The 23088-nt window shown below is 69.5% G+C and carries 19 protein-coding genes and 1 pseudogene; 4 read left to right on the forward strand and 16 right to left on the reverse strand.

Translation table 11 applies throughout. The features are described 5' to 3' along the window. Window positions 1–32: 32 nt before the first annotated feature. The 6 genes and pseudogenes from AC57B8_RS28845 to AC57B8_RS28870 all read right to left on the reverse strand — a co-directional run. Window positions 33–1616, reverse strand: coding sequence for an MFS transporter (locus AC57B8_RS28845; RefSeq protein ID WP_496481482.1), 1584 nt, complete (start codon window positions 1614–1616; stop codon window positions 33–35). Beyond that, the gene (locus tag AC57B8_RS28850; RefSeq protein ID WP_095744823.1) at window positions 1613–1981 is read right to left on the reverse strand and encodes a YciI family protein; all 369 of its coding nucleotides are present in this window, start codon (window positions 1979–1981) and stop codon (window positions 1613–1615) included. The genes AC57B8_RS28845 and AC57B8_RS28850 overlap by 4 nt, the downstream gene beginning before the upstream one ends. Then, on the reverse strand, window positions 1978–2358 hold the full coding sequence (locus AC57B8_RS28855; protein WP_139703818.1) for a YciI family protein: 381 nt from the start codon (window positions 2356–2358) through the stop codon (window positions 1978–1980). Before AC57B8_RS28855 ends, AC57B8_RS28850 begins: the two co-directional genes overlap by 4 nt. A 72-nt stretch (window positions 2359–2430) precedes the next feature. Beyond that, window positions 2431–3705, reverse strand: coding sequence for an RNA polymerase sigma factor (locus AC57B8_RS28860; RefSeq protein WP_496481483.1), 1275 nt, complete (start codon window positions 3703–3705; stop codon window positions 2431–2433). Beyond that, on the reverse strand, window positions 3702–4184 hold the full coding sequence (locus AC57B8_RS28865) for an SRPBCC family protein (RefSeq protein ID WP_496481484.1): 483 nt from the start codon (window positions 4182–4184) through the stop codon (window positions 3702–3704). The genes AC57B8_RS28860 and AC57B8_RS28865 overlap by 4 nt, the downstream gene beginning before the upstream one ends. 149 nt (window positions 4185–4333) lie before the next feature. Continuing rightward, window positions 4334–4723 (reverse strand): annotated as a pseudogene (locus AC57B8_RS28870) (ArsR/SmtB family transcription factor); the annotation flags it as partial. Between AC57B8_RS28870 and AC57B8_RS28875 the strand changes: the two are divergent. Both AC57B8_RS28875 and AC57B8_RS28880 read left to right on the forward strand, forming a co-directional pair. Beyond that, on the forward strand, window positions 4620–5042 hold the full coding sequence (locus AC57B8_RS28875) for a cupin domain-containing protein (protein ID WP_496481485.1): 423 nt from the start codon (window positions 4620–4622) through the stop codon (window positions 5040–5042). The pseudogene AC57B8_RS28870 and the gene AC57B8_RS28875 sit on opposite strands and share 104 nt — an antisense overlap. Window positions 5043–5122: 80 nt before the next feature. Then, the gene (locus tag AC57B8_RS28880) at window positions 5123–6040 is read left to right on the forward strand and encodes a DUF2167 domain-containing protein (protein WP_496481486.1); all 918 of its coding nucleotides are present in this window, start codon (window positions 5123–5125) and stop codon (window positions 6038–6040) included. An 11-nt stretch (window positions 6041–6051) separates the two neighbouring features. Here AC57B8_RS28880 and AC57B8_RS28885 read toward each other — a convergent pair whose 3' ends face one another. The 6 genes from AC57B8_RS28885 to AC57B8_RS28910 are packed head-to-tail and all read right to left on the reverse strand — an operon-like array spanning window position 6052 to window position 11388. Further along, window positions 6052–6840 carry an enoyl-CoA hydratase/isomerase family protein gene (locus AC57B8_RS28885; protein WP_496481487.1) on the reverse strand — a complete coding sequence of 263 codons (789 nt, stop codon included), beginning with the start codon at window positions 6838–6840 and terminating at the stop codon, window positions 6052–6054. 1 nt (window position 6841) lies between these two features. Next, a complete protein-coding gene (locus tag AC57B8_RS28890) occupies window positions 6842–7672 on the reverse strand; it encodes an SDR family NAD(P)-dependent oxidoreductase (RefSeq protein WP_496481488.1) in 831 nt (276 codons plus the stop codon). 37 nt (window positions 7673–7709) lie between these two features. Next, window positions 7710–8126, reverse strand: a complete 417-nt coding sequence (locus AC57B8_RS28895; protein WP_496481489.1) for a MaoC family dehydratase — start codon at window positions 8124–8126, stop codon at window positions 7710–7712. 14 nt (window positions 8127–8140) lie between these two features. Then, a complete protein-coding gene (locus tag AC57B8_RS28900) occupies window positions 8141–8581 on the reverse strand; it encodes a MaoC family dehydratase N-terminal domain-containing protein (protein WP_070059441.1) in 441 nt (146 codons plus the stop codon). A gap of 11 nt (window positions 8582–8592) precedes the next feature. Next, window positions 8593–9777, reverse strand: a complete 1185-nt coding sequence (locus tag AC57B8_RS28905) for a lipid-transfer protein (protein WP_095744816.1) — start codon at window positions 9775–9777, stop codon at window positions 8593–8595. A gap of 51 nt (window positions 9778–9828) precedes the next feature. After that, window positions 9829–11388, reverse strand: a complete 1560-nt coding sequence (locus AC57B8_RS28910) for a long-chain-fatty-acid--CoA ligase (protein WP_496481490.1) — start codon at window positions 11386–11388, stop codon at window positions 9829–9831. Window positions 11389–11527: 139 nt separating this feature from the next. Here AC57B8_RS28910 and AC57B8_RS28915 point away from each other — a divergent pair, with 139 nt between their 5' ends. Further along, on the forward strand, window positions 11528–12562 hold the full coding sequence (locus tag AC57B8_RS28915) for an AraC family transcriptional regulator (RefSeq protein WP_496481491.1): 1035 nt from the start codon (window positions 11528–11530) through the stop codon (window positions 12560–12562). Between the two features lie 10 nt (window positions 12563–12572). On the opposite strand, the gene AC57B8_RS28920 is transcribed toward AC57B8_RS28915, so the two are convergent. After that, the gene (locus AC57B8_RS28920; RefSeq protein WP_496481492.1) at window positions 12573–19319 is read right to left on the reverse strand and encodes an autotransporter-associated beta strand repeat-containing protein; all 6747 of its coding nucleotides are present in this window, start codon (window positions 19317–19319) and stop codon (window positions 12573–12575) included. 186 nt (window positions 19320–19505) lie between these two features. Here AC57B8_RS28920 and AC57B8_RS28925 point away from each other — a divergent pair, with 186 nt between their 5' ends. Beyond that, window positions 19506–20096 (forward strand): GbsR/MarR family transcriptional regulator, encoded by a 591-nt coding sequence (locus AC57B8_RS28925; protein WP_496481493.1) that lies wholly within the window; start codon window positions 19506–19508, stop codon window positions 20094–20096. A gap of 26 nt (window positions 20097–20122) precedes the next feature. Here the strand turns inward: AC57B8_RS28925 and cydX are convergent, their stop codons facing one another. The 3 genes from cydX to AC57B8_RS28940 are packed head-to-tail and all read right to left on the reverse strand — an operon-like array spanning window position 20123 to window position 23061. Beyond that, window positions 20123–20272, reverse strand: coding sequence for a cytochrome bd-I oxidase subunit CydX (gene cydX / locus AC57B8_RS28930; RefSeq protein ID WP_062475789.1), 150 nt, complete (start codon window positions 20270–20272; stop codon window positions 20123–20125). 18 nt (window positions 20273–20290) lie between these two features. Then, window positions 20291–21445, reverse strand: coding sequence for a cytochrome d ubiquinol oxidase subunit II (gene cydB / locus AC57B8_RS28935; RefSeq protein WP_062475791.1), 1155 nt, complete (start codon window positions 21443–21445; stop codon window positions 20291–20293). Then, on the reverse strand, window positions 21442–23061 hold the full coding sequence (locus AC57B8_RS28940) for a cytochrome ubiquinol oxidase subunit I (protein ID WP_095947372.1): 1620 nt from the start codon (window positions 23059–23061) through the stop codon (window positions 21442–21444). Before AC57B8_RS28940 ends, cydB begins: the two co-directional genes overlap by 4 nt. Between the last annotated feature and the right edge of the window lie 27 nt (window positions 23062–23088).

Here is a 23088-nt window from a genome sequence, read left to right on the forward strand (position 1 = left end):
ATGCGTCGTGGAAGCCCCAGTATGGAGGCTCGTCAACGCTCCGGCAATGCGGCGCCGCCCGGGGGTACGGCGACCTCTTCCGCATGCGACGCGCCCACCCCGCGCAGCCGCACCGCCACCAGCACGCCGACGAACAGCAGCACCACGGCACACAGACCGGCCACCAGCCGCAGGGCGCGCAGCAGCGCCTCACGCCCGGTGTCGAGCAGCGCGGCGCCGGTGGTACCGGGCAGTTCCCCGGCCAGCGCGACTGCTCCGCCCAGCGTGCTGCGGGCGGCTTCGACCGCCGCCGCATCGGCCAGGCCCGCGGGTACGGCGTCGGCCATGGCCGCCCGGTAGATCGCCGCGCCGACGCTGCCGAGGATGGCGATGCCCAGCGCCCCGCCGAACTCGGAGCTGGTCTCCGAGATGGCCGAGGCCACGCCCGCACGCTCGGGCGGCGCGCTGCCCACGACCAGGTCGGTGGCCAGGGTGAACACCGGCGCCAGGCCGAGCGAGGAGATGACCGCGCTCGTCACCATCCAGGCCAGCCCGCCCTGCGCCGGCAGCAGCACCAGCATGCCGAAGCCCAGCGCCGCCACGCCCAGCCCGCCGCCCATCACGTAGGCCGGGCACAGGCGCCGCGTGAGCGCGGGCACGATCATCGAGCCGACGATGAAGGCGCCGGCGCCCGGCATGCTCCACAGGCCCGCCGCCAGCGGCGGCAGGCCGAGCACCAGCTGCAGGTACTGGGCGTTGTACAGAAAGAGCCCGAACATCACGAAGCAGGCCAGCATGTAGGCCCCCAGCGAGACGCTGAAGGCCGGCAGCTTGAACAGGCGCAGGTCGATCATCGGGTTGGCCAGCCGCCCCTGCCGGCGCGCGAACAGCCAGCCCAGCAACGCACCGGCCGCGATGGCCAGCAGCGACACCGCATCGGGCCCGTGCTCCGCCACCTGCTTGATGCCGTAGATGGCCGCCAGCACCGCGCCGAGCGAGAGCGCCACGCTGGCCAGGTCGAGCGCGCCCGCGTCGGGGTCGCGGTACTCGGGCAAGAGCCACGGCCCGAGCGCCAGCAGCAGCACCATCACCGGCACGCCGATCAGGAACACCGAACCCCACGGAAAGAACTGCAGCAGCACGCCGCCCAGCACCGGGCCGATGACGGCGCCGGCCGAGTAGCTGGAGATCCACACGCCGATGGCCACGGTGCGCTGCGCCGGGTCGAGGAACATGTTGCGGATCAGCGAGAGCGTGGACGGCGCCAGCGTCGCCCCCGCCACGCCCAGCAGCGCGCGCGTGGCGATCAGCATGTTCGCGCTGGTCGAGAAGGCCGCCAGCACCGAGGCCACGCCGAACGCCACCGCGCCGATCAGCAGCAGCCGGCGCCGCCCGATGCGGTCGCCCAGCGTGCCCATGGTGACCAGCAGGCCGGCCACGAAGAAGCCGTAGATGTCGACGATCCACAGCAGCTGCGAGGCGGTGGGCTTGAGGTCTTCGCTGATCGACGGGATCGCCAGGTTCAGCACCGTGAGGTCCATCGAATAGAGCATGCACGGCAGCGCGATGACCGCCAGCCCGGTCCATTCGCGCGCCGTGGCGCGGGCGGGTGCCGCCCGGTCGAGTGCGCCGCTCATGGGCCGGCTCCGCTGTCGCTTGCCGACCAGGCCTTGCGCACCTCGATGCTGCTCAAGCGCGCCGAGGGAATGCCGGCCGCGAGCTGCAGCGCTTCTTCTTCGCTGTCGGCCTCGACCAGGTAGAAGCCGCCCAGCTGCTCGCTGGTTTCGGCGAACGGCCCGTCGGTGACCGAGAGTTTGTCGTTGCGCATGCGCACCGTGACCGCCGTGCCGGCCGGCTGCAAGGCCTCGGCCACGACGAGCTTGCCGAGCGCCTGCAGATGGGCGTCGTAGTCGATGTGTTCGTTGATGTAGTGGTCCATGTCCTGCGCCGAGAAGTGGCTCGTCTGCGCGTCGGTTCCGTAGATCAGGCAAAGGTATCTCATGCGGCATTCCCCTCGGGGTTTTCGATCATTTCCATGACGTCGATGGGACGGACTTCGATGGCGCCGTAGCGCGCCATCGGAATGCGGCCCGCCAGCTGGATCGCGGCGTTCAGGTCGCGTGCCTCGACCAGGATGAAGCCGCACAGCTGCTCGCGCGCTTCGGCATACGGGCCGTCGACGTGCGAGCGCTGGCCCTGGCGCACCTGCACGACCTTGGCGGCGCGCACCGGGCTCAGCGCCTCGGCGGCGATGAAGTGGCCGGCGGCTTCGAGCAGGCGGTCGTAGGCCATCGAGTCGGCATTGAGCGCGCGGCGCTCGTCGGGCGGCAGCGCGCGAAGCACCGCTTCGTCGCAATGAACGAGGCAGAGGTATTTCATGCGGAATCTCCTTGCAGATGTGAGTGAGGACATCACTGGTCGAACGGCGACGGCCGGAATCGACAAGGGCTGTCAAAAATTTTTCGTGTCAGGCAGCGAGGCCAGCTGCCGCTCCAGGAACTGCCGCTCGGGCTGCTGGCGGACCAGCGACAGTGCCTGCAGATAAGCCTCACGCGCGTCATCGGTACGGCCCAGGCGCCGGCACAGTTCGGCACGCGCGCCGTGAGCCAGGTGGTACTTCGCCAGCTCGCCGCGCGCGAGCAGCGCGTCGATCAGCGCCAGCCCGGCCGCCGGCCCATCGCTCATCGCCACGGCCGCCGCGCGGTTGAGCTCGGCCACGGGCGAGGGGTCGAGCCGCAGCAGCACGTCGTACAGGCCGACGATCTGCGGCCAGTCGGTGGCGGCGGCCTCGGGTGCTTCGGCGTGCACCGCGGCAATGGCGGCCTGCAAGGTGTACGGACCGAAGCGGCGCGACAGCAGCGCACGCTCGACCAGCGCCGCGCCCTCCCCGATCTGCCCGCGGTGCCACAGGCTGCGGTCCTGCGCGTCGAGCAGCACGAGCTCGCCCTGCGCCGAGGTGCGCGCGGCGCGGCGCGCGTCGTGCAGCAGCATCAGCGCGAGCAGGCCCAGCGCCTCGGGGTCGGGCAGCAGCTCGGCCACCAAGCGCCCGAGCCGGATCGCCTCGGCCGAGAGGTCGGCGCGCGTCACGCTCTGGCCCGACGAGGCCGCGTAGCCTTCGTTGAACACGAGATACACCACGCGCAGCACGGCGTCGAGCCGTTCGGGCAGCTCGGCCAGACCCGGCACCTGGTATGGAATGCCCGCATCGCGGATCCGCGCCTTGGCCCGCACGATGCGCTGCGCGATGGTGGGCGCGGGCACGAGAAAGGCGCGCGCGATCTCCTCGGTCGCCAGCCCGCAGACCTCGCGCAGCGTGAGCGCCACCTGGGCGTCGGGCGCGAGCGCGGGGTGGCAGCAGGTGAAGACCAGGCGCAGGCGGTCGTCCTCGAGCGCGTCGGCATCGGGGTCAGCCTCGTGCCAGGCGGGCGCAGGGTCGGCCAGCGTGTCGGTGTGGGCGGTGGCGTCGTCCCACGCCGTGAAGCGCGCCTGCCGACGGATGCCGTCGATGGATTTGAAGCGCCCCGCCGACACCAGCCAGGCGCGCGGGTTGGCCGGCACGCCTTCGCGCGGCCATTGTTCGAGCGCGGCGCGAAAGGCGTCGTGCAGGGCTTCTTCGGCCAGGTCGAAATCGCCCAGCAGCCGCACCAGCGTGGCGAAGATGCGCCGCGACTCGCTGCGGTAGATCGCGTCGAGCGTATCGGCGATCGCCGTCGGTTGTTCGGTCACCCGGTGTCGCCGCCGGCCAGCCAACGCTCGAGCTTGACGAGCGAGCCGGTCCAGCCATGGTTGTGGCCGTCGCGCGCCGCTTCGTCGAAGAACTGCTGGTGCATGAGCACGAGCTCGCAGCCGCCCGCATCGGGTTCGAGTTGCACGGTGACGCGCGACTCGCGCTCGGGCGTGCTGCGCCAGGCCCAGCTGAAGACCAGCCGGCGCTCGGGCACGACCTCGAGGTACGTGCCGCTCACGTCGTGCGTCTCACCGTCGGCCGCCAACATGGTCACGCGAAAGCGCCCGCCCACGCGCAGGTCGACCTCGGCCAGCGGCACGTCGACGATCTCCTCGGGGCCGAACCAGTGCTTCAGCGCTTGCGGGTCGGTCCACGCGCGCCAGACTTTGGCGGGGCTGACGCGGAAGTGCCGCCGGAGCGTGAGCGAGGGGCGATCGGTGCCGGGGCCGGCGTTGGTGCCGGGGGAAGGTTTCGCCATTCGGTGTCCTCCTGGTGGTAGAGAAAGCGCGCCAGGGCATCGAGGCGGCCGGTCCAGAACTTCTCGTAGCGCGAGAGCCACACGGCGGCCTCCTGCATCGGGCCCGGCGACAGCTCGCAGCGCACGACGCGGCCCGCCTTCGTGCGCGAGATGAGGCCGGCGCCTTCGAGCACGCGCAGGTGCTTCATGAAGCCGGTCAGCGACATGCCGTGCGGTTCGGCGAGCTCGGTCACGCTGAGGCCGCCCTCGCCCAGCGCTTCGAGCACGCTGCGGCGGGTCGGGTCGGACAGGGCCGCAAACACGGCGTCCAGTGCATCTGAGTGAACCATGCGGTTGAGTATCTGGAGCGGCCCACGGGCCGTCAAGCAATGGGCCGTGCGCAGGAACGGTTTATGCATGCTGCATCGCAGCATCATCCCCCGCGAAGGAGCGCCCATGCTGGACCGAACCGCCACCCAGTTCTCCCACGTCAAGCCCGGTGACACCGAGTACGTCTCGGGCGGGTTGCGAGACTTCTTCCTGTACCGCGACCTCGGCATTGCGGCCGCCACCCACGGCAAGGTGATCGCGCACCTGGTCAAGGCCAACATGGCACCGGAAGCGGGCACCGGCTGGCACCGCCACGAGGCGGACTTCCAGATCGTCATCATGCTCAAGGGCTGGGCCCGCTTCATGTACGAGGACCAGGAGACGCGCGTCGAGGCCGGCGACGTGGTGCACCAGCGCCCCGGCATCCGCCACTTTCTCTTCGACTATTCGCCCGACATGGAGTACCTGGAAATCGTCTCACCGGCCGACTTCAAGAGCATCGACGTCGAGCCCGTGTGCGAGATTCCGCCGCCCACGCCCTGGCCCTGAAACCCACGGCCGGCGCGGCTTTGCGCGCCGATAAACTCCTCGCGTCTCACCAGAAACGACAACAACCGAGGAGAGAGAACTTGCGTATTCATACTGCCCGCCTGACGGCCGGCTTGCTGCTCGCGTGCGCCCTGACGGCCACCCACATCAGCAACGCCGCATCCCCCACCACGGCCCCCACCGCCTCGACCGCGAGCTCGCTCGAAGCCGAACAGGAAGCCGCCTTCAAGGCCGCCAAGGCCGTGCAGAAAGCCGGCCCCGCCGACATCACCCTGCGCGACCAGGCCCACCTGAAGCTGCCCGCCGGCTACGTCTGGGTGCCGACGCCCGCCGCCGCGCAGCTCATGCGCAGCATGGGCAACCGCACCGACGACACCTTCATCGGCGCGATCTTTCCCGCCGACGACGGCGACTGGATGGCGGTCGTGAAGTTCGTGAAAGAAGGCTACATCAAGGACGACGACGCCAAGGACTGGAACGCCGACGAACTGCTCACGAGCCTGAAGGAAGGCACCGAGGCCGCGAACGAGGAACGCGCCAAGCGCGGCATCCCGGGAATCGAGGTCACGGGCTGGGCGCAGAAGCCGCAGTACGACGCCGCGACGCACCGGCTGGTGTGGTCGGCCCTGTCGAAGAAGAAGGGCAGCGACGGCGGCAACCCCGGCGTCAACTACAACACCTACGCGCTGGGCCGCGAGGGCTACCTGAGCCTGAACCTCATCACCAACGCGAACGACCTCGAGAAGTACAAGCCCGACGCCACCAAGCTGCTCGGCGCGCTGCAGTACGACGACGGCAAGAAGTACGCGGACTTCAATTCGTCCACCGACAAGGTCGCCGCCTACGGCCTGGCCGCGCTGGTGGCCGGCGCGGCCGCGAAGAAGCTGGGCCTGTTCGCGGTCGCCCTCGCCTTCCTGGCCAAGTTCGCGAAGGTCGCCGTGGTGGCGGGCGGTGCCGCGCTGTGGGGCCTCACGAAGCTCTTCAAGAAGAAGAGCTGAGCCCGCCGGGCTCAGCGGCCCGAGAAGCGCGGTGCGCGCTTCTCGGTGAAGGCCTTCACGCCTTCGCGCCCGTCCGCGCTGCCCGCGCGTTGGCGCAGCAGGCGGTGTTCCATCTCGAAGTGTTCTTCGATCGGGCGCGCGGTGGCACCACCGCACAGCGCCTTGATGCCCGCGAACGATGCGGTGGCACCGTTCGCCAGCCGCGTCACCAGCGCTTCCGCAGCCGCCGCCAGCTCGGCATCGGGGTACAACGCATCGACCGCGCCAGCCGCCAGGCAGCGCGCGCTGTCGATCGGGTCGCTCAGCATCAGCCATTGCTGCGCGCGCACCGGCCCGATGCGCCGCGACAGGAAATACGAACTCCCCGCGTCCGGCGACAGCCCGATGGCCGCGTAGCCGGTGCGCAGCTTCATCGACTCGGTGGCGAGCACGAAATCGCCGCACAGCGCCAACCCCACGCCGGCGCCGCCGACCGTGCCGTTCACCGCCACCACCAGCGGCGTCGGGTTCTGCGCCAGCCGCAGCAGCGCGGGATGCAGCCGGTCGAGGATGGCGTCGACCAGCTCGGGCAGCTTGTCGCCGGCCGCCACGAAGCTGTCGATGTCGCCGCCCGCGCAGAACACGCGGCCCTCGCCCGTCAGCAGGATGGCGCGCGGCGCCGCTTCGAGCACCTCGTCGATGGCGCGCGCCAGCGCATGGCTGCTTGCGAGCGACACCGAGTTGGCGCGTTCGGGCCGCTTCAGCACGATGCGGCCGATGCCGTCCTGCACGCCCCAGGCAATGCCTTCTTCGAACTGCATCTCAGATCCCCGTGAGCCCGCCGGTGCACATGAGCGTCTGGCCGCTCACGTAGTCCGACTCGGGCGCGCACAGCAGGTACACCGCGCCGGCCGCCTCTTCGGGCGTGCCGCCGCGGCCCAGCGGGATCGACTGTTCCATCATCGCCAGCAGGCCGGGGTTGACGCCGACCTTGATCTCGCGCCCCTCGATGTTCGCGGTGGTGGCCTCGGCCGTGCTGGCCGTGAGCCGCGTCTGGATGAAGCCGAAGGCCACGCAGTTCACCGTGACGTTCATGCGGCCCCACTCCTTGGCCAGCGTCTGCGTCATGCCGACGATGCCGGCCTTGGCGGTCGAATAGTTGGCCTGCCCCGCATTGCCGAAGAGCCCGGCCACCGACGAGATGTTGACCACCTTGCGCACCACGCGCTGGCCCGCTTCGCCCTCGGTTTTCGCCAGCGCGCGGATCACGGGCTGCGCGGCGCGCAGGATGCGAAACGGCGCCGTCAGGTGCACGTCGATCATGGCGTACCACTGCTCGTCCGTCATCTTCTGCACCACGCTGTCCCAGGTGTAGCCGGCGTTGTTGACGATGATGTCCAGGCCCTTGAACTCGTTCACCGCCGTGCCCACGAAGCGCTCGGCGAAGTCCGGCGCGGACACGCTGCCGACGCAGGCCACGGCCTGCCCGCCCGCGGCGCGGATGGCCTGCACGGTCTCTTCGGCCGGTGCGGCGTCGAGGTCATTGACGACGACGCGCGCGCCTTCGCTGGCGAGCTTCAGGGCGATCGCGCGGCCGATGCCGCGGCCCGAGCCGGTGATGAGGGCGACCTTGCCTTCGAGTTTGGGTGTCATGTCTCTTCTCTCTTCTTTCATTCGTTCGTTCAAGGGGTCAGCGCAGCGCCACCAGCGCCTCGCCCGCGATGCGCGTCTGGCCGTGCTGGTTGGCGCTGAGCACTTCCACGCGCACGCAGCGCTCACCGTTGTTCTCCAGCTTCTCGACCACGCGGCCGGTGCAGCGCACGGCATGGCCCAGGTGCGTGATGCCCTGGAAGCGCACGTCGAAGCGGCGCAGCTGCGCCTGCGGCACCCATTGCGTGAGCAGCCGGCCGAGCCAGGCCATGCCCAGCATGCCCTGCGCGAACACGTCGGGCATGCCGGCCTTGCGCGCGAAGTCGGTGTCGATGTGGATCGGGTTGTGGTCGCCCGAGGCGCCCGCGAAGAGCGCGAGCGTGGTGCGGCTCACCGGCGGGAGTTGCAGCGCGGGAAGTTCGTCGCCGACCTGGACGGTGTCGTAGCGGAGGGTCATCGCTCGTTCTTTCTTCAGTGGCGGCAGACGATCACCGTGCGCAGCTCGGCCACGAGTTCGTCGCGCTGGTTGGTGGCGCGCGAGGTCTTGACGACGAATTCGAGCGCGCCGTTCTTCTTGTCGTAGATGTCGCTGATGGTAGAGCGCACCGTCACCGTGTCGCCCACGCAGGCGGGGCGGTGGTAGCTGAAGCTCTGCTCGCCGTGCAGCAGCTTCGACAACGGAATCTGCAGGTCGGTGAGCAACTGGTCCGACGCGCCCGAGTCCAGCTCGGCGGCGAACAGGAAGGTCGGCGGTGCGGGCAGGTCGGGGTAGCCGGCGTCGCGCGCGGCGGCGGCATCGGTGTAGACCGGGTCGGTCTCGCCGATGGCCTTGGCGAAGAACTGCAGCCGGCTGCGCTCGATGGGCAGCACCGACGCGGGCAACTCATGGCCGATCCATTTCTTGTCGATCATCTGCGCTGCCCTCAGACGCGTTCGTACAGCGTGACCACGCAGGCGCCGCCCAACCCGAGGTTGTGCTGCAGCGCCATCCGCGCGCCTTCGACCTGGCGCTTGTCGGCCGTGCCGCGCAATTGCTGAACCAGCTCCGTGCATTGCGCGAGCCCCGTCGCACCGAGCGGGTGGCCCTTCGACAGCAGACCGCCCGACGGATTCGTGACGACCTTGCCGCCGTAGGTGTTGTCGCCATCGACCACGAACTTCTCCGCGCCACCCACCGGGCACAGGCCCAGCGCCTCGTAGCTGATGAGTTCGTTGTGCGCGAAGCAGTCGTGCAGCTCGACCACGTCGATGTCCTGCGGGCCGACACCGGCCGCGTCGTAGACCTTCTGCGCGGCCTCCTGCGCCATGCTGAAGCCGACCACCTCGCGCATGTCGCGCGCCTCGAAGGTGATGGCGCGGTCGGTGGTCATGGCCTGGGCCTTGATGCGCACGCTGCGGTCCAGCCCGTGGCGTTCGGCGAAACGCGGCGAGCAGACGATGGCCGCCGCCGCGCCACAAGTCGGCGGGCAGGCCATGAGCCGCGTCATCACGCCGGGCCACATGACGGGCGCGGCCATCACCTCGTCTTCGGTGACGACGGTGCGAAACAGCGCCACCGGGTTGTTCGACGCATGGCGGCTGGCCTTGGCGCGGATCTTCGCGAAGGTCGACATCTGCGTGCCGTACTGCTGCATGTGCGCCAGGCCCGCGCCGCCGAAGTAGCGCAGCGCCAGCGGCACCTGCTCGTTGCCGACCAGCTCGTCGGTGATCGACTCGAAGTGATCGAACGGACTCGGGCGGTCGTTGAACACCGCGCCCAGCGCGCCGGGGCTCATGTGCTCGAAGCCCAGCGCCAGCACGCAGTCGGCCGCGCCGCTGGCCACGGCCTGGCGCGCGAGGAACAGCGCGGTCGAGCCCGTGGAGCAGTTGTTGTTGACGTTGACGACCGGAATGCCGGTCATGCCCACTTCGTACAGCGCGCGCTGGCCGGCGGTGGAATCGCCGTACACGTAGCCGACGTAGGCCTGCTGCACCAGCTCATAGCCGATGCCGGCGTCTTTCAAGGCGGCGTTGGTCGCATGCGCGGCCATCTGCGGGTAGGGCTGGTTCGCGCCCGGCTTGGTGAAGGGGATCATGCCGACACCGACGACGTGGACATCCTGGCTCATGAGAGGCTCCTGAAATGAATGAATGGGAAGGAAGAGAGAGTTCGAAATCCGTCAGGCTACGCTTCGTTGGCGCCCTTGCCAAAACGGTTCGCGCAGGCGGGTCTTGAGCACCTTGCCCGCACCCGACAGCGGCAGCGCCTCGACCACCGCCACGCTGCGCGGGCATTTGTAGTTGGCGATCAGCGCCTTGCAATGCGCAATGAGCGCGTCGGCCGCCAGCTGCTGGCCCGGCTTGAGCACGAGCACTGCATGCACGGCCTCGCCCCACTCCTCGCTGGGGATGCCGATGACCGCGCAGGCCGCCACGGCCGGGTGCTGGTTGATGGCGTTCTCGACCTCGGCCGAATAGATGTTCTCGCCGCCGCTGATGATCATGTCCTTCAGGCGGTCGACCACGAAGATGTAGCCGTCGTCGTCCATGTAGGCGCCGTCGCCGGTGTGCATCCAGCCGCCGCGCACGGCCGCGGCCGTCTGCGCGGGCTGGTTCCAGTAGCCCTGCATCACGTTGGGCCCGCGCACCGCGACTTCGCCCACGGTGCCGCGCGGCACCTCGACGCCCTCGCCGTCGACGATGCGCACCTCGGTGCAGTAGCTGGCGCGGCCGGCCGAGCGCAGCTTGCCCCGGCGCTGGCCTTCGGCCGTGTGGTTGCGCGCCGGGTTGACGGTGGCCAGCGGCGACAGCTCGGTCATGCCGTAGGCCTGCACGAAGTCCACGCCCGGAAAGGCGGCCATCGCGCGGGTCAGCACCGCCTCCGAGATCGGCGAGGCGCCGTAGGTGATGCACTTCAGGCTGCTGAGGTCGCGCGGCTCGCGCATCGCGGGATGGTCGACCAGCATCTGGATCATGGTGGGCACCAGCAGCGCGTGCGTGACGCGGTCCTGCTCGATGGCGTTCAGCACCGCCTCGGGGCTGAACGCCGGAATGATCGCGTGCGTGTTGCCCTCCAGCCAGTGCGGCGCGGCCAGGCCCATGTCGGCCAGGTGGAACATCGGCGCGGCATGCAGGTAGCAGCCGTCGGGCGCGGCCAAGCCTTCGGCATGCAGGGCCAGCCCCGAGCTGCCCATGTTGGTGTGGCTCAGCATCACGCCCTTGGGAAAGCCCGTGGTGCCGCCGGTGTAGAAGATGCCGGCCAGGTCGTCGTCGCAACGGCCCGCGTCGGGCACGGGCGAGGCGGCCTCCAGCAGCGCCTCGTAGCCGAGCATGCCGGGCGGCGTCGGGCCGTCGCCGCAATAGATCACCTCGCGCAGGCTGGTGGCCTGCCCGCGCATCTGCTCGACCACCGGGCGGAAGGTGTCGTCCACCAGCAGCAGCGTGGAGCCCGAGTCGTCCAGCGAGTACAGAATTTCGGCCGCCGACCAGCGGATGTTGCAGGGGTTGAGCACGCCGCCGCCCCAGGGCACGGCCATCTGGTATTCGAGGTAGCGCGCCGAGTTGAGCGCCAGCATGGCGACGCGGTCGCCCTGCTGCATGCCGAGCCCCTGCAGGGCGCCCGCCAGGCGCGCGACGCGCTCGGCATAGGCGCGAAAGCTCAGGGTGCGGCCGGCGGCGCGCACGGCGATCCGGTCGGGGTGCTGCTGCACGCTGCGGTGCAGCGACTGGGTCAGGTACATGGCGGTTGTCTCCGTTCGGTTCTTGTGTAGGCGCATGGTAGAAACCGCGCCGTGCCGCGGCGATTGCGCATCGCATCGCCCGCATGGCAGAAAACCTCAATCGACACCCGCGCCGCCACCGGGTCTGATCCGCTCACGCATGCTGCAACCGCCCGTCACCATCCCGATCGTGTTCGTCCAGGGCATGCTCTCGGGCGTGCGCGCGCGCGGCAACAACGCGCCCATCTGCATCGACACCGCGCTGCAGGACGCAGGCATCGCCCCCGCCCTGCTCGACGCGCCGGGCGCGCGGGTCACGGCCGAGCAGTACGTGGCGCTGTTCGCGCTGCTGATGGAGCGGCTGGACGACGAGGCCCTGTGCTTCCTGTCGCGCCGCCTGCGCTGCGGCAGCTTCGCGCTCATGACCCGCGCCACGATGGGCGCCCCCACGCTCGAAGTGGCGCTGCGGCGCGTGGCCCGCACCTTCAGCCTGCTGCAGGACGACCTCGAGATGGTGCTGCTGCACGAAGGGCCGCTCGCGGGCTTCGGCCTGCGGGTGCAGGGCATGCCGAGCGCGCCGCTGAACTTCCTGCACGAGCTGATGCTGCGCGTGTACTGGCGGCTCTTTGCCTGGCTGCACGGCGGCCGGCTGACGGCGCGTCGCTTCGACTTCGGCTTCGAGCAGCCGCCCTACGCGGCGCGCTACAACAAGGTGTTTCCCGCGCCGCTGCAGTTCGGCCAGCCGCTGTCGGCCGTGTGGTTCGACGCCAGCGCGCTGGCCACGCCGATCCGCCGCGACGCGCGGGCCATGCGCGACTTTCTGGCCGCCGCGCCGGCCCACGTGATCCTGCCGCCGTTGGGCGAGCTGGCCGTGAGCGCGCGCGTGCGCACCGTGCTGCAACAGCACCGTCCGGCCTGGGCCGACCTGGCCACGGCCGCGCGCAGCCTGCACATGTCGGTGAGCACCCTGCAGCGCCACCTGGCGACCGAGGGCACCTCGTTCCAGTCGCTCAAGGACCAGCTGCGGCGCGACGTGGCCATCGTGCGCCTGAACACCAGCACCGTGCCACTGGCGGCACTGGCCGAAGAGCTGGGCTTCTCGGACAGCGCGGCATTCCAGCGCGCCTTCAAGACCTGGACCGGTGGGGCGCCGGGGTCGTACCGGCGGCGTCCTGGACCCGACCCCGAGGCCTGAAGCTACCCGCCTACCACTTGACCCGCACGCCGAGCGAGCCGTTGATCGAGCTCTTCACCTTGGCATCGCCACCCGACGACCACAGCTTGCCGACTTCGCCGTACAGGCTGGTCGCCTGGCTCAGCGCCAACGTGAAGCCGCCTGCGAGTTCGGTGCTGGTGCCGCCGGTCGGTGCCGCGATGTCGGTCGTGGTCGCGCCGTTCACGAAGCGTGCGATGTCGGTGCCGCTCGAGGTCTTGTAGACGTTGACGCGGCCGTAGGGCTGCAGCACGCCCAGGCCGGTGTCGATCTGGCCCTTGACCCGCACGCCCGCGCGGGCGATCCAGCCGCTGTCGGCTTGGGGTTGCGCGATGGCACCGACGATGGCCGAGTTGCCCAGGTCCATGTGGTGGTGGATCAGCTGCAGCTGCGGCTCGATGCGCCAGCCGCTGCCACCGATCGCAAAGGACTGGCCCACTTCGATCGAGCCCAGCAGGCTGTTCCCCTTGCCGCCCACGCCCGCGCCGAGCATCGGCTCGACCGTGTAGCGGTGACGGCCCGACTGCACCACGGCGTCGGCATAGAAGCCGCTGTCGGCGGTGTAGGTGCCGTACACGCCGACGTACTGGCTGCGCAGGTCGTTGCGGCCCACCGCGAGGTGGCGGATGCCGCTGGCAAAGCCGCTCACGCGGGCATCGCCGTCGAGCTGGCCGACGTACAGGCCGGCGCGCCAGTTCGGCGTGGCGAGCAGGTCGGTGCCAGCCTGGAAGCCGGTGAGGCGGCCCTTGCTGACGGGCGAGACGGTGCCGCCCTGCCGGATATCGATGTCGGTGGAGAGCACGCGGGCCCAGGCGCGGCGGTCCGATCCGCTCGGTGTGCCCTTCACATCGTCGTCGCCCACGCGCTTGCGCACGTCGCCCAGCATCGCGAGGTTGCCCTGGCGCAGCTGGCCCGGCAGCGCGGCGTACAGCGCGGCTTCCGGGCGGTAGGTGACGACGGGCACGCCCACCGGTTGGCCCGGCGCCACCGCGTCGGTGGTGGAGCGCAGGTACCAGCTCTCGCCTGCACCCTTCGCATCGGCGGCATGCAGGCGGTACTCGTAGGCGCCTGCGTCGACGTGGCCGCCGGCCAGCGAGAAGGCGTCCTTGGTGGTCTGCGCGGTGGTGGTCGCGCCGTTCTGTGCGGTGATGACCTCGATGCCGTTGCCACTCGTGAGTGCGCCCAGGCCGCCGAGGTTGCTGATCTGCACCTGGGTCTTGCCGCTGGCGACGGCGCTGGGGCCATCGAGCACGAGGCGGTCGGAGGGACCGGTGCCGTTGAGTGCCGTGCTCAGTTTGAGCACGCCGTTGTTGGCAACGTAGGCGCCCTTGACGGTCAGCGTCGTACCTGCGATCACAGCGGCCAGCGACACGGTGCCGCTGTTCGCCAGCGATGCCACGGTCTGATTGAAGCCCGCCAGGTCGAGCGTGGCCCCCGCGGCCACGCTGTGCGCCGAGGCCGCGCTCAGCGTTTTCACCGCGCCGGCCTTCAACGTGCCCTGCGCCACGTTCGTCGCACCGGTGTAGGTGTTGACGCCCGACAGCGTCAGCGTGCCCGTGCCCTGCTTGGTGATGAAGCCGCCACCGCTGATCGCACCGCTCAGCGTGCCGCTGAACGCACCGGTATCGATGACCGGGTCGTTGTTGCCCGTCAGCTTGATCGTGTTGGCGATCGTCAGCCCGTTCGCGCTGAAGCCCAGCGTGGTGTCGTCGTCCATCGACAGCGTGCCGGTGCCCAGTGCCTGGCTGTGGCCCACGTTCAGGCGACCCTGGCGCAGCGCCGTTCCGCCGGTGTGGGTGTTCTCGCCCGACAACGTGAGCGTGCCCGTGCCGACCTTGACGAGCGAGCCACCGACACCGGAGATCACACCCGAGATTTCCGTGTCGGTGTTGAGAGCGCCCGTTGTCAGCGCCTTGGCGCCGAGCAGCACGCGGCCGGCGCCTTCCAATGCGCCGATGCTCGTACCAGCAGCCGCGAGTCGGGCGATGCGAACCGTGCCACCCGCCTTGTTCACCACACGCGCCTGAGCGGCCGTCGCGTCGTGCTGAATGTCCAACGTGCCGCGGTCCTCGTTGACGATCGTCGCCTGTCCGGCCGAGCCGTTGTCCCAGAGGTTGGTCCAGCCGCCGGCGAAGTTGGTGATGTGAGCCTTGCCTGCGGTGGCGTCGAACGAGACGGTGACTTCGCCACCGCGGTTCTCGATGGTGGCGTTGCCCGCTGTCGCGTTGCCGCGAAATTCGATCGAGCCGGTGGCGCCCGCGACGAGCATCGCGTTGCCAGCCGAGGCGTTGTCCTGGAACTGGACGAAGCCGCCGCTGGCCTGCGGAACATTGCCCGCCGTGATCTGCAGGCTTTCCGCCTGCGCACTGCCGCTGAAAAACAAGCCAGCGCCGCCGCTCACCGACACCGGGCCGGTTCCGACCGCGCCGGTGGCGCCCACGTTCAAACTGCCGCCATCGACCTGCGTGCCACCCTTGTAGCTGTTGGCCGCGGTGAGCAGCAGCTCGCCGCCGCCGATCTTGCGCAGGCTGCCCGCGCCGCTCATCGTGCCCGCGAAGCTGCCGCCGGCCACCTGGTCGAAGACCACCCGGGCGTCGTTGACGATGGCGCCGCGCAGGCTGGTGGTGTCGCCCTGCAGCGTGCCGGCGCGCACGAGCGTTCCGCCGGTGTAGGTGTTGGCGCCCTTCAGGATCAGCGTGCCCAGGTCGTCCTTCGTGAGGCCGCCCGCGCCGGTCAGCACCGACGCGATGGTGGCCTGCATCTGCGCCCCCGAGGCCGTGCCGTCGCCGACCTTGATGACGGTGTTGGCGTTGCCCAGCGTCAGCGCGTCGCCGGTGACGAGATAGCCGCTGGTGGAGAACTGCGCGCCATCGATGCTGATCGCGCCGCCGGTGTTGTCCACCCGGACCGTGCCGGCCGCGCCGCCGAACAGCGCGAACTGGTTCTGCTGCCAGCCGGTGTTGGTCTTGCCGTTGGCGCCGGTCCAGCTGTCGGACGGGTCGTTGAGGCCGGAGCGGCCGATGCGCCAGGTGCCGGAACCGCCGCCGATCTTGCCGTCGTTGTACTGGGTGGCGTCGCCGCCCGCGCCGTCCCAGAAACCGAGCGACACGCCCTTGCTGTTGATCAGGTTGATCTCGCCGAGCACCGACGACTGCACGTACAGGTCGCCCGTGGCCGTTCCCGCAGGCGCGGTGCCGATGTTCAGGCCGTTGTCGACCAGCGAACCGGTGTAGCTGATCAAGCGGTACAGCCCGGGCCCGAAGGTGCCGCCGGCCGATTGCGCCACGGTGAGCGTGCCGTCGAGCACGAGGCCGCCGTTGACCTTGACGAGGTCGTTGAGCGGGCCACCCGGCACGCCCGCCTGGCCCAGCTCGTAGCTCAGGAAGGCGCCCGGGTCGAAGCGCAGCATGCCGGTGGTCAGCGTGCCGAGGTTGCTGCCCGGTGCGAGCGTCGCGCCGTTGGCGATGGTGACCTGGCCCGCGATGCTGCCGCCGCCGCTGAGCGTGGCGCCGTTCTTGACCTGCACCGTGCTCGTGCCCGTGGCGCTGCCGGTGGTGTTGTTCACGCGCAGCGTGCCGGCGTTGACCTCGGTCGCGCCGCTGTAGGTGCTGGCGCCCGTCAGTTCCAGCACGCCCACGCCGTTCTTGGACAGGGTGCCGGAGCCGCTGATGACGCCTGCGTAGCTCAGGCTGTCCGCGCGGTCGAAGACCAGGTCGCCGTCGTTGGCGATGTTCCCTGCGATGCTGCCGGTGGTGCCACCCGCGCCGATCTGCAGGATGTTGCCGGCCACGACGGTGGTGGTGCCCGTGAAGGTGTTGTCGCCGGTCAGGGTCAGCTTGCGTGCTCCCTTCTGCAGGAGGCTGCCGGTGCCGCTGATGTTGCCGGCGAAGGTGGTGTCGGCACTGCGGTTGAACACCAGCGCGGCGTTGTTGGCGATGTTGCCGACGATGCTGCCGCTGTCGCGGATCTCCAGGGTGCCGCTGTCGATGGTCGTGCCGCCGGTGTGCGAGGCATTGCCGGTGTAGACCAGCGTGCCCGCGCCGGTCTTCGTCACGTTGCCGCTGCCGGTGATGTTGCCCGCGAAAGCCGCATCGTTCGATCGGTTGAAGACCAGTGCCGCGTTGTTGCTGACGTTACCGGTGATGCTGCCGACAGTGCCGCCATTGCCGATCTGCAGGGTGCCGCCGTCGATGGTGGTGCCACCGGCGTGCGTGGCGCTGCCGGTGTAGACCAGCATGCCCGTGCCGGTTTTCGTCACGCTGCCGACGCCGCTGATGTTGCCCGCGAAAGCGGTGCCGTTGGCGCGGTTGAAGACCAGCGTCGCGTGGTTGGTGACGTCGCCAGTGATGCTGCCGCTGTTGCCGCCGCTGCCGATCTGCAAGGTGCCCGCGCTGACCGTCGTGCCGCCGGTGTAGGTGTTCGAGCCCGAGAGCGTCAAGGTGCCGGAGCCTTCCTTGACCAGCGAGCCCGTGCCGTCGATGCTGCCTGCGAAGGTGGTGCTGGCGTTGGCCGACCCGACGGTCAGGGTGGCGCTGCCCAGCTGAACGGTGCCTGCGGTGCCCGACAGGCTCGATGCACGCAGGTTGAAGCTGCCCAGGTCCAGCACGCCGCCAAGCACGGTGTACGCCGTGTTCTGCGACAGGGCCGATGCGGTGCCGGACCGCAGCGTGCCGCCGCGAACGGTGGTGCCGCCCTGGTAGGTGTTGTTGCCCGAGAGCGTGACCGTGCCGGCGCCCCATTTCGTCACGTCGCCCGCGCCGCTGATGGCGCCGGAGAAGGTGCTGCTGTCGGTGCGGTCGAAAGCCAACGTGCCGTGGTTGACCACGTTGCCGATGAGGCTGCCGCCGTCGCCGATCTGCAGCGTCCCCGCGCTGATGGTCGTGCCGCCGGTGTAGGTGCTGGCGCCCGTCAGGGTCAGCGTGCCCGCCGTCGTTTTCACGAGCTGGCCCGTGCCGGTGATCGCGCCGGAGAAGTTGCCGGACCGCACCGTCGTGGCCTGGGCCGAGCCGGCGCCGGTCCGGGTGTTCAGCGTGCCGGCGCCCTGCAGGTTGCCGATGGTGATGGTGTAGCCGTTCAGGTCGAGCGTGGCCCCCGCCTCCACGGTGGTCGACGCCACGGTGGCGAGGATCGTGCCGGCGCGCGCCGCGTCCGACACCTGCAGCGTGCCGCCGGCCACGACGACCGCCGCATTGCTGGTGACGGTGGTGGTGCCGCTGCCCAGGCGCACAGTGCCGTTCTCGGTGGCGCTACCGAAGACGGCGGTCGCCCCGGCGCCCAGCCACAGGCTGCCACCGATCCCGAGTGATTTGCCGCCTGCGGCGGCTACCGTGCTGCGCTGGCCGGTCGCGAAGGTCAGGTTGTTGGTCAGGTCGAGGCTCGAGGTGGCGGCCAGCGTGCCGCCGTCGAGCGTGACCGTGCCGGCGCCGAGCGCGCCGGCCGTGCCGATCTGCACCGTGGTGCCTGTCTTGATCGTGGTTCCGCCGAGGTACGCGTTGGGACTGCCCAGCGCCAGTGTGCCGCCGCCGTCGACCGTGAGGCTGCCGATGCCGGAGATGAAGCCGTTCATCGCCAACTGCGCGGGCGTCGCGCCGCTGCCGTCAACGGTGATCGCGAGATTGCCCGTGGGCAGGAACGCGCCTGTCAGCGCCCACTGGCTGCCGCTGGCGGCATGGATGCGCGAGAAGCCCTGGAACGCGTCGTCCTCGATGTTCGTACCTTCCAGGCGCAGCGTGTTGCCCGTGCCCTGGGCGACCACGCCGCCGTTGAGCACGGAGCCTGCCTGGAGCGTGAGCGAGTTGTTGCTGCCGCCCAGCTGGAGCGAATTGGCGCGGGTCACCCCGTCGCCTGCGAGTCCACCGGAAATGATGCCGCTGTTGACGATGGTGAGATTGCTGCCGACGATGCCCGCGCCGCCCTGCGCATACGCACCCAGTTGCGTGCCGCCCTGCGCGCCGCCTTCACCGTTGCCGCCGGCACCGCCATAGACCGTCACGTTCACAATCGGATGGGTTCCTCGGGCGGCCAGGCCCTTGCCGCCGTTGCCGCCCGCGATTGAGCCGGCGTTGGTGATCGTCACGCCGCCCACAGGCACCACCAGCACGCCTGCGCCGCCGCCGCCGCCAGTCCCCTTCAGGGACGAAGTGCCTGTGAACGCATCGCCGCCGTTGCCGCCATCGCCGCCGAGGAGCACCCCCGTCGTCTTGACTTCGAACGATTGGGTGGCGAGCACACTGCCACCACCGCCGCCGCCGCCTGCACCGCCAGGGTCTATTGAGCCGGCGTAGCCGCCGGTCCCCCCGTTGCCGCCGTTACCGGCCTTGATCGAGGTGGTGACAGGCGCGGAGCCGGTCCGGGCGGAACCGCCGCCGCCGCCACCACTGCCGTCGAGCCTGTCCGGGTTGTTGCCGCTCGACGCCGCAGCCCCGTTCGTTCCGTTGGCACCGAGGGCGCCCCCGGCGGCACCCGCGGCGGACTGATCGCCCTGCCCCCCATGACCGCCTTCACCGGTCGTGCTGTTGCCCGCCGTGTGCCCCGCGCCATAGCTGCCGTTGATAAGGAAACCCCCTCCGCCCCCATCGCCCCCCGCGAACGACGCCCCGGCCAGCATCAGCAGCGACGCCGCGCCCGCCGCCCGCGCCACCGCCCGGTGGCTCTTCTTGCCGCGGGCGTGGGTGTTCTCGGAAACAGCCACCCAGGCCCCCAACGACGAGTTCCAGAGGCTGCGATGTGCTTTGTTCATGGGGAGAAAAACCTTGAAATGGGAGGTCGAATGCACCAGAAATGGGCAAACCGTCAGGAAACGTTTATTTTTGTAAATAATTTGTTTCTCACCCATCACCGAAACTAGTTATTCATGCACCCCGCTGCCTTGCTGGGTTTTCGGAAACTTCCGTACGTCCAGCAATCCGGCGCGACAATCCGCCGCATGGCTTCCGCACCCGACCTCCCTCCCCTCAACCGCCAGTTCGTCGCCCACTTCGGCGAGATGGGCAGCAAGTGGGGCATCAACCGCACCGTCGGCCAGATCTACGCGCTGATCTTCTTGTCGGAGCGCGCGCTCAATGCCGACGAGATCGCCGAGCTGCTGGAGTTCTCGCGCTCCAACGTGAGCATGGGCTTGAAGGAGTTGCAGGCCTGGCGCCTCGTGCACCTGCGCCACCACGCGGGCGATCGCCGCGAGTACTTCGAGGCGCCCAAGGACGTGTGGGAAATCTTCCGCGTGCTGGCCGAGGAGCGCCGCCGCCGCGAGATCGAGCCCACGCTCTCGATGCTGCGCAACGCGCTGCTCGAATCGCCCACCAGCGATGCCGAGCGCCACGCGCAGGCCCGCATGCGCGAGATGCACGACCTGATCGACCGGCTGATGAAATGGTTCGACGACGTGCAGCGGCTGGCGCCCGAGACTGCGATGCAGCTCATGGGCATGGGCGCGACGGTGACGAAAGTGCTGACGCTCAAGGACCGCCTCACGGGCGGTGCGTCAAAGAAGAGCAAGGGCCCCGCGGGCGAAGACTGAGCCGCGCGGGACGAAGAGCTACACCTTCACAGCCGTTCCTGCCCCTGCGGGGTTTCCGGCGTGCCGAGCTTTTCCTTGCGGATGGCCTCGTCGTCCATCAGCTCGTACCACATGGCGTTGAGCACGGCGAAGGCGGCGGCCAGCGGCAGGCCGAGGATCCAGGCGAAGTACCACATGTCTTTTTCCTTCCCGTTTCAGTAGGCGTGTCCGCTCTCGTCGCGGATGGCTTGCTCGTCGACCTTGCCCCACAGCACGTGGTAGACCCAGGTGGTGTAGGCCACGATGATCGGGATGAAGATCGCGGTGACCACCAGCATGATGAACAGCGTCAGGTGGCTCGAGGACGAATCCCACACCGTGAGGCTGGCGCGCGGATCGATCGACGAGGGCAGGATGAACGGGAACATCGACGCGCCCACGCTCAGGATGATGCCGGCGATGCCCAGCGCCGCCGTGAGCAGCGCGAACCCCGGCCGGCGCAGCACCAGCCCGAGCAATGCACCCAGCGTGCCGACGAAGCCTGCTGCCGGCGCGGCGATGGTCCAGGGGTGCGCCGCGTAGTTGCCCATCCAGGCACCGGCATGCAGCTCGACGGTCTTGAGCATCGGGTTCGACGGGCCCACCGCGTCGACCACGCTGCTGATGCGAAAGCCCCCGATGCCCATGGCCAGCCACACGCCGGCCAGCGCGTAGAACACGAGCGTGAGCACCGCCGCGACCATGCCGTAGCTGCGTGCGCGCTCGGCCACCGGCCCGGCGGTCTTGAGCAGCAGCCAGGCCGCGCCGTGCATCACCAGCATCGCCACCGACACCAGCCCGCAGAGGATGGCGAAGGGGTTCAGCAGGCCGAAGAAGCTGCCGTCGTAGAAGATGTGCATGTCGGCGCCGAAGCGGAACGGCACGCCCTGCAGCACGTTGCCCACGGCCACGCCGCAGATCAGCGCCGGCACGAAGCCGCTGAAGAACAGCACGCCGTCCCAGCGCGCGCGCCACTGCGGCGACTCGCGCTTGCTGCGGAACTTGAAGGCCACCGGCCGCAGGATCAGCGCCGACAGGATCACGAACATCGCCAGGTAGAAGCCCGAGAACGACACGGCGTACAGCTGCGGCCAGGCCGCAAAGACGGCGCCGCCGCCCAGGATGAGCCACACCTGGTTGCCCTCCCACACCGGGCCCACGCTGTTGATGACCACGCGCCGCTCGATGTCGTTGCGCGCGGCAAAGGGCAGCAGCATGCCGGCCCCCAGGTCGAAGCCGTCGGTCACCGCGAAGCCGACCAGCAGCACGCCGATCAGCAGCCACCAGATGAAGCGCAGGGTGTCGTAGTCGAGGAGTGTGTGGAGGATCATGCGGCGCTCCCGGTCGAGGCAGAAGAGGAAGACGTGGCGGCACGCGCCGGTGGAATGTGCGAGCGCGCATCACCCTCGGTGGGCGCATGCTCGACCTCAGGGCCCTTGCGGATGGCCTTGAGCATCAGCTTCATCTCGATGATGAGCAGCGTCGTGTAGATCGCGATGAAGCCCGCGAGCGTGATCAGCAAGGTCGTCACGCCCAGGTTCGACACGGCCACCGCGGTCGGCAGTACGCCTTCGATCACCCAGGGCTGGCGGCCGAACTCCGCCACCAGCCAGCCGGATTCAATGGCGATCCACGGCAGCGGAATCGCCCACACCGCGACCTTCAGCAGCCAACGGTGGCGGTCGAGCGCACGGCGCGCCGACAGCACGAAGAAGGTGCCCGTCAGCAGGATCAGCAGCATCCCGATGCCCACCATCACGCGGAACAGCCAGAACAGCGGCGCCACCTGCGGCACGGTGTCCCACGCGGCCTTGGCGATCTGCTCGTCGGTGGCCTGGCGTGGGTCGTCCACGTAGCGCTTGAGCAGCAGCGCGTAGCCCATGTTGATGCCGTTGTCCTCGAAGTCGCCGCGCACGCCCTGCGTGACCTTGTCGGCGCCGCCGGCCTCGCGGATCTTCTGCAACGCGTCGTAGGCCTTCAGGCCCTCGCGGATGCGGGCCTCGGCGCGCTTCACGAGCTCGTCGATGCCGGGCATCACGGTGTTGAGCGAGCGCGTGCCGATGAGGCCCATCACCGCCGGGATGTGGATCGCGTAGTGCGTCTCGCGCGCCTTCTGGTCGGGGAAGCCGATCACGGTGAAGGCGGCGGGCGCGGGCTGCGTCTCCCACATGCCTTCGATGGCGGCCAGCTTCATCTTCTGGTGTTCGCCCGAGAGGTAGCCGCTCTCGTCGCCCAGCACCGCCACCGACAGCGCGGCGGCCAGGCCGAAGGACGCGGCCACGGTCATCGAGCGCTTGGCCAGTTCGATGTGGCGGCCCTTGAGCAGGTACCACGCCGACACGCCGAGCACGAACACCGCGGCGCACACATAGCCGGCCGACACGGTGTGCACGAACTTGGCCTGCGCCACGGGGTTGGTCAGCACGGCGGCGAAGTCGGTCACTTCCATGCGCATGGTCGCGGGGTTGAAGGCCGCGCCCACGGGGTTCTGCATCCAGCCGTTGGCGATGAGGATCCACAGCGCCGAGAAGTTGGAGCCGATGGCCACGGCCCAGGTGGCCGTGAGGTGGCCCACCTTGGAGAGCTTGTCCCAGCCGAAGAAGAACAGGCCCACGAAGGTCGCTTCCATGAAGAAGGCCATGAGCCCTTCGATGGCCAGCGGCGCGCCGAAGATGTCGCCGACGTAGTGGCTGTAGTAGCTCCAGTTCATGCCGAACTGGAACTCCATCACGATGCCGGTGGCCACGCCCATCGCGAAGTTGATACCGAACAGCACGCCCCAGAACTTGGTCATGTCGCGCCAGATGACGCGCCCGGTCATCACGTAGACCGTCTCCATGATGGCCAGGATGATCGACAGTCCGAGCGTGAGCGGCACGAACAGGAAGTGGTACAGCGCCGTCACGGCGAACTGCAGGCGCGAGAGCGCGACGATGTCAAGGTCCATGGGGGCTTCCTTTATGTGTTCTCTGTT

It is taken from the genome of Variovorax sp. BGA-UO-ETr-C22 (assembly GCF_059567965.1).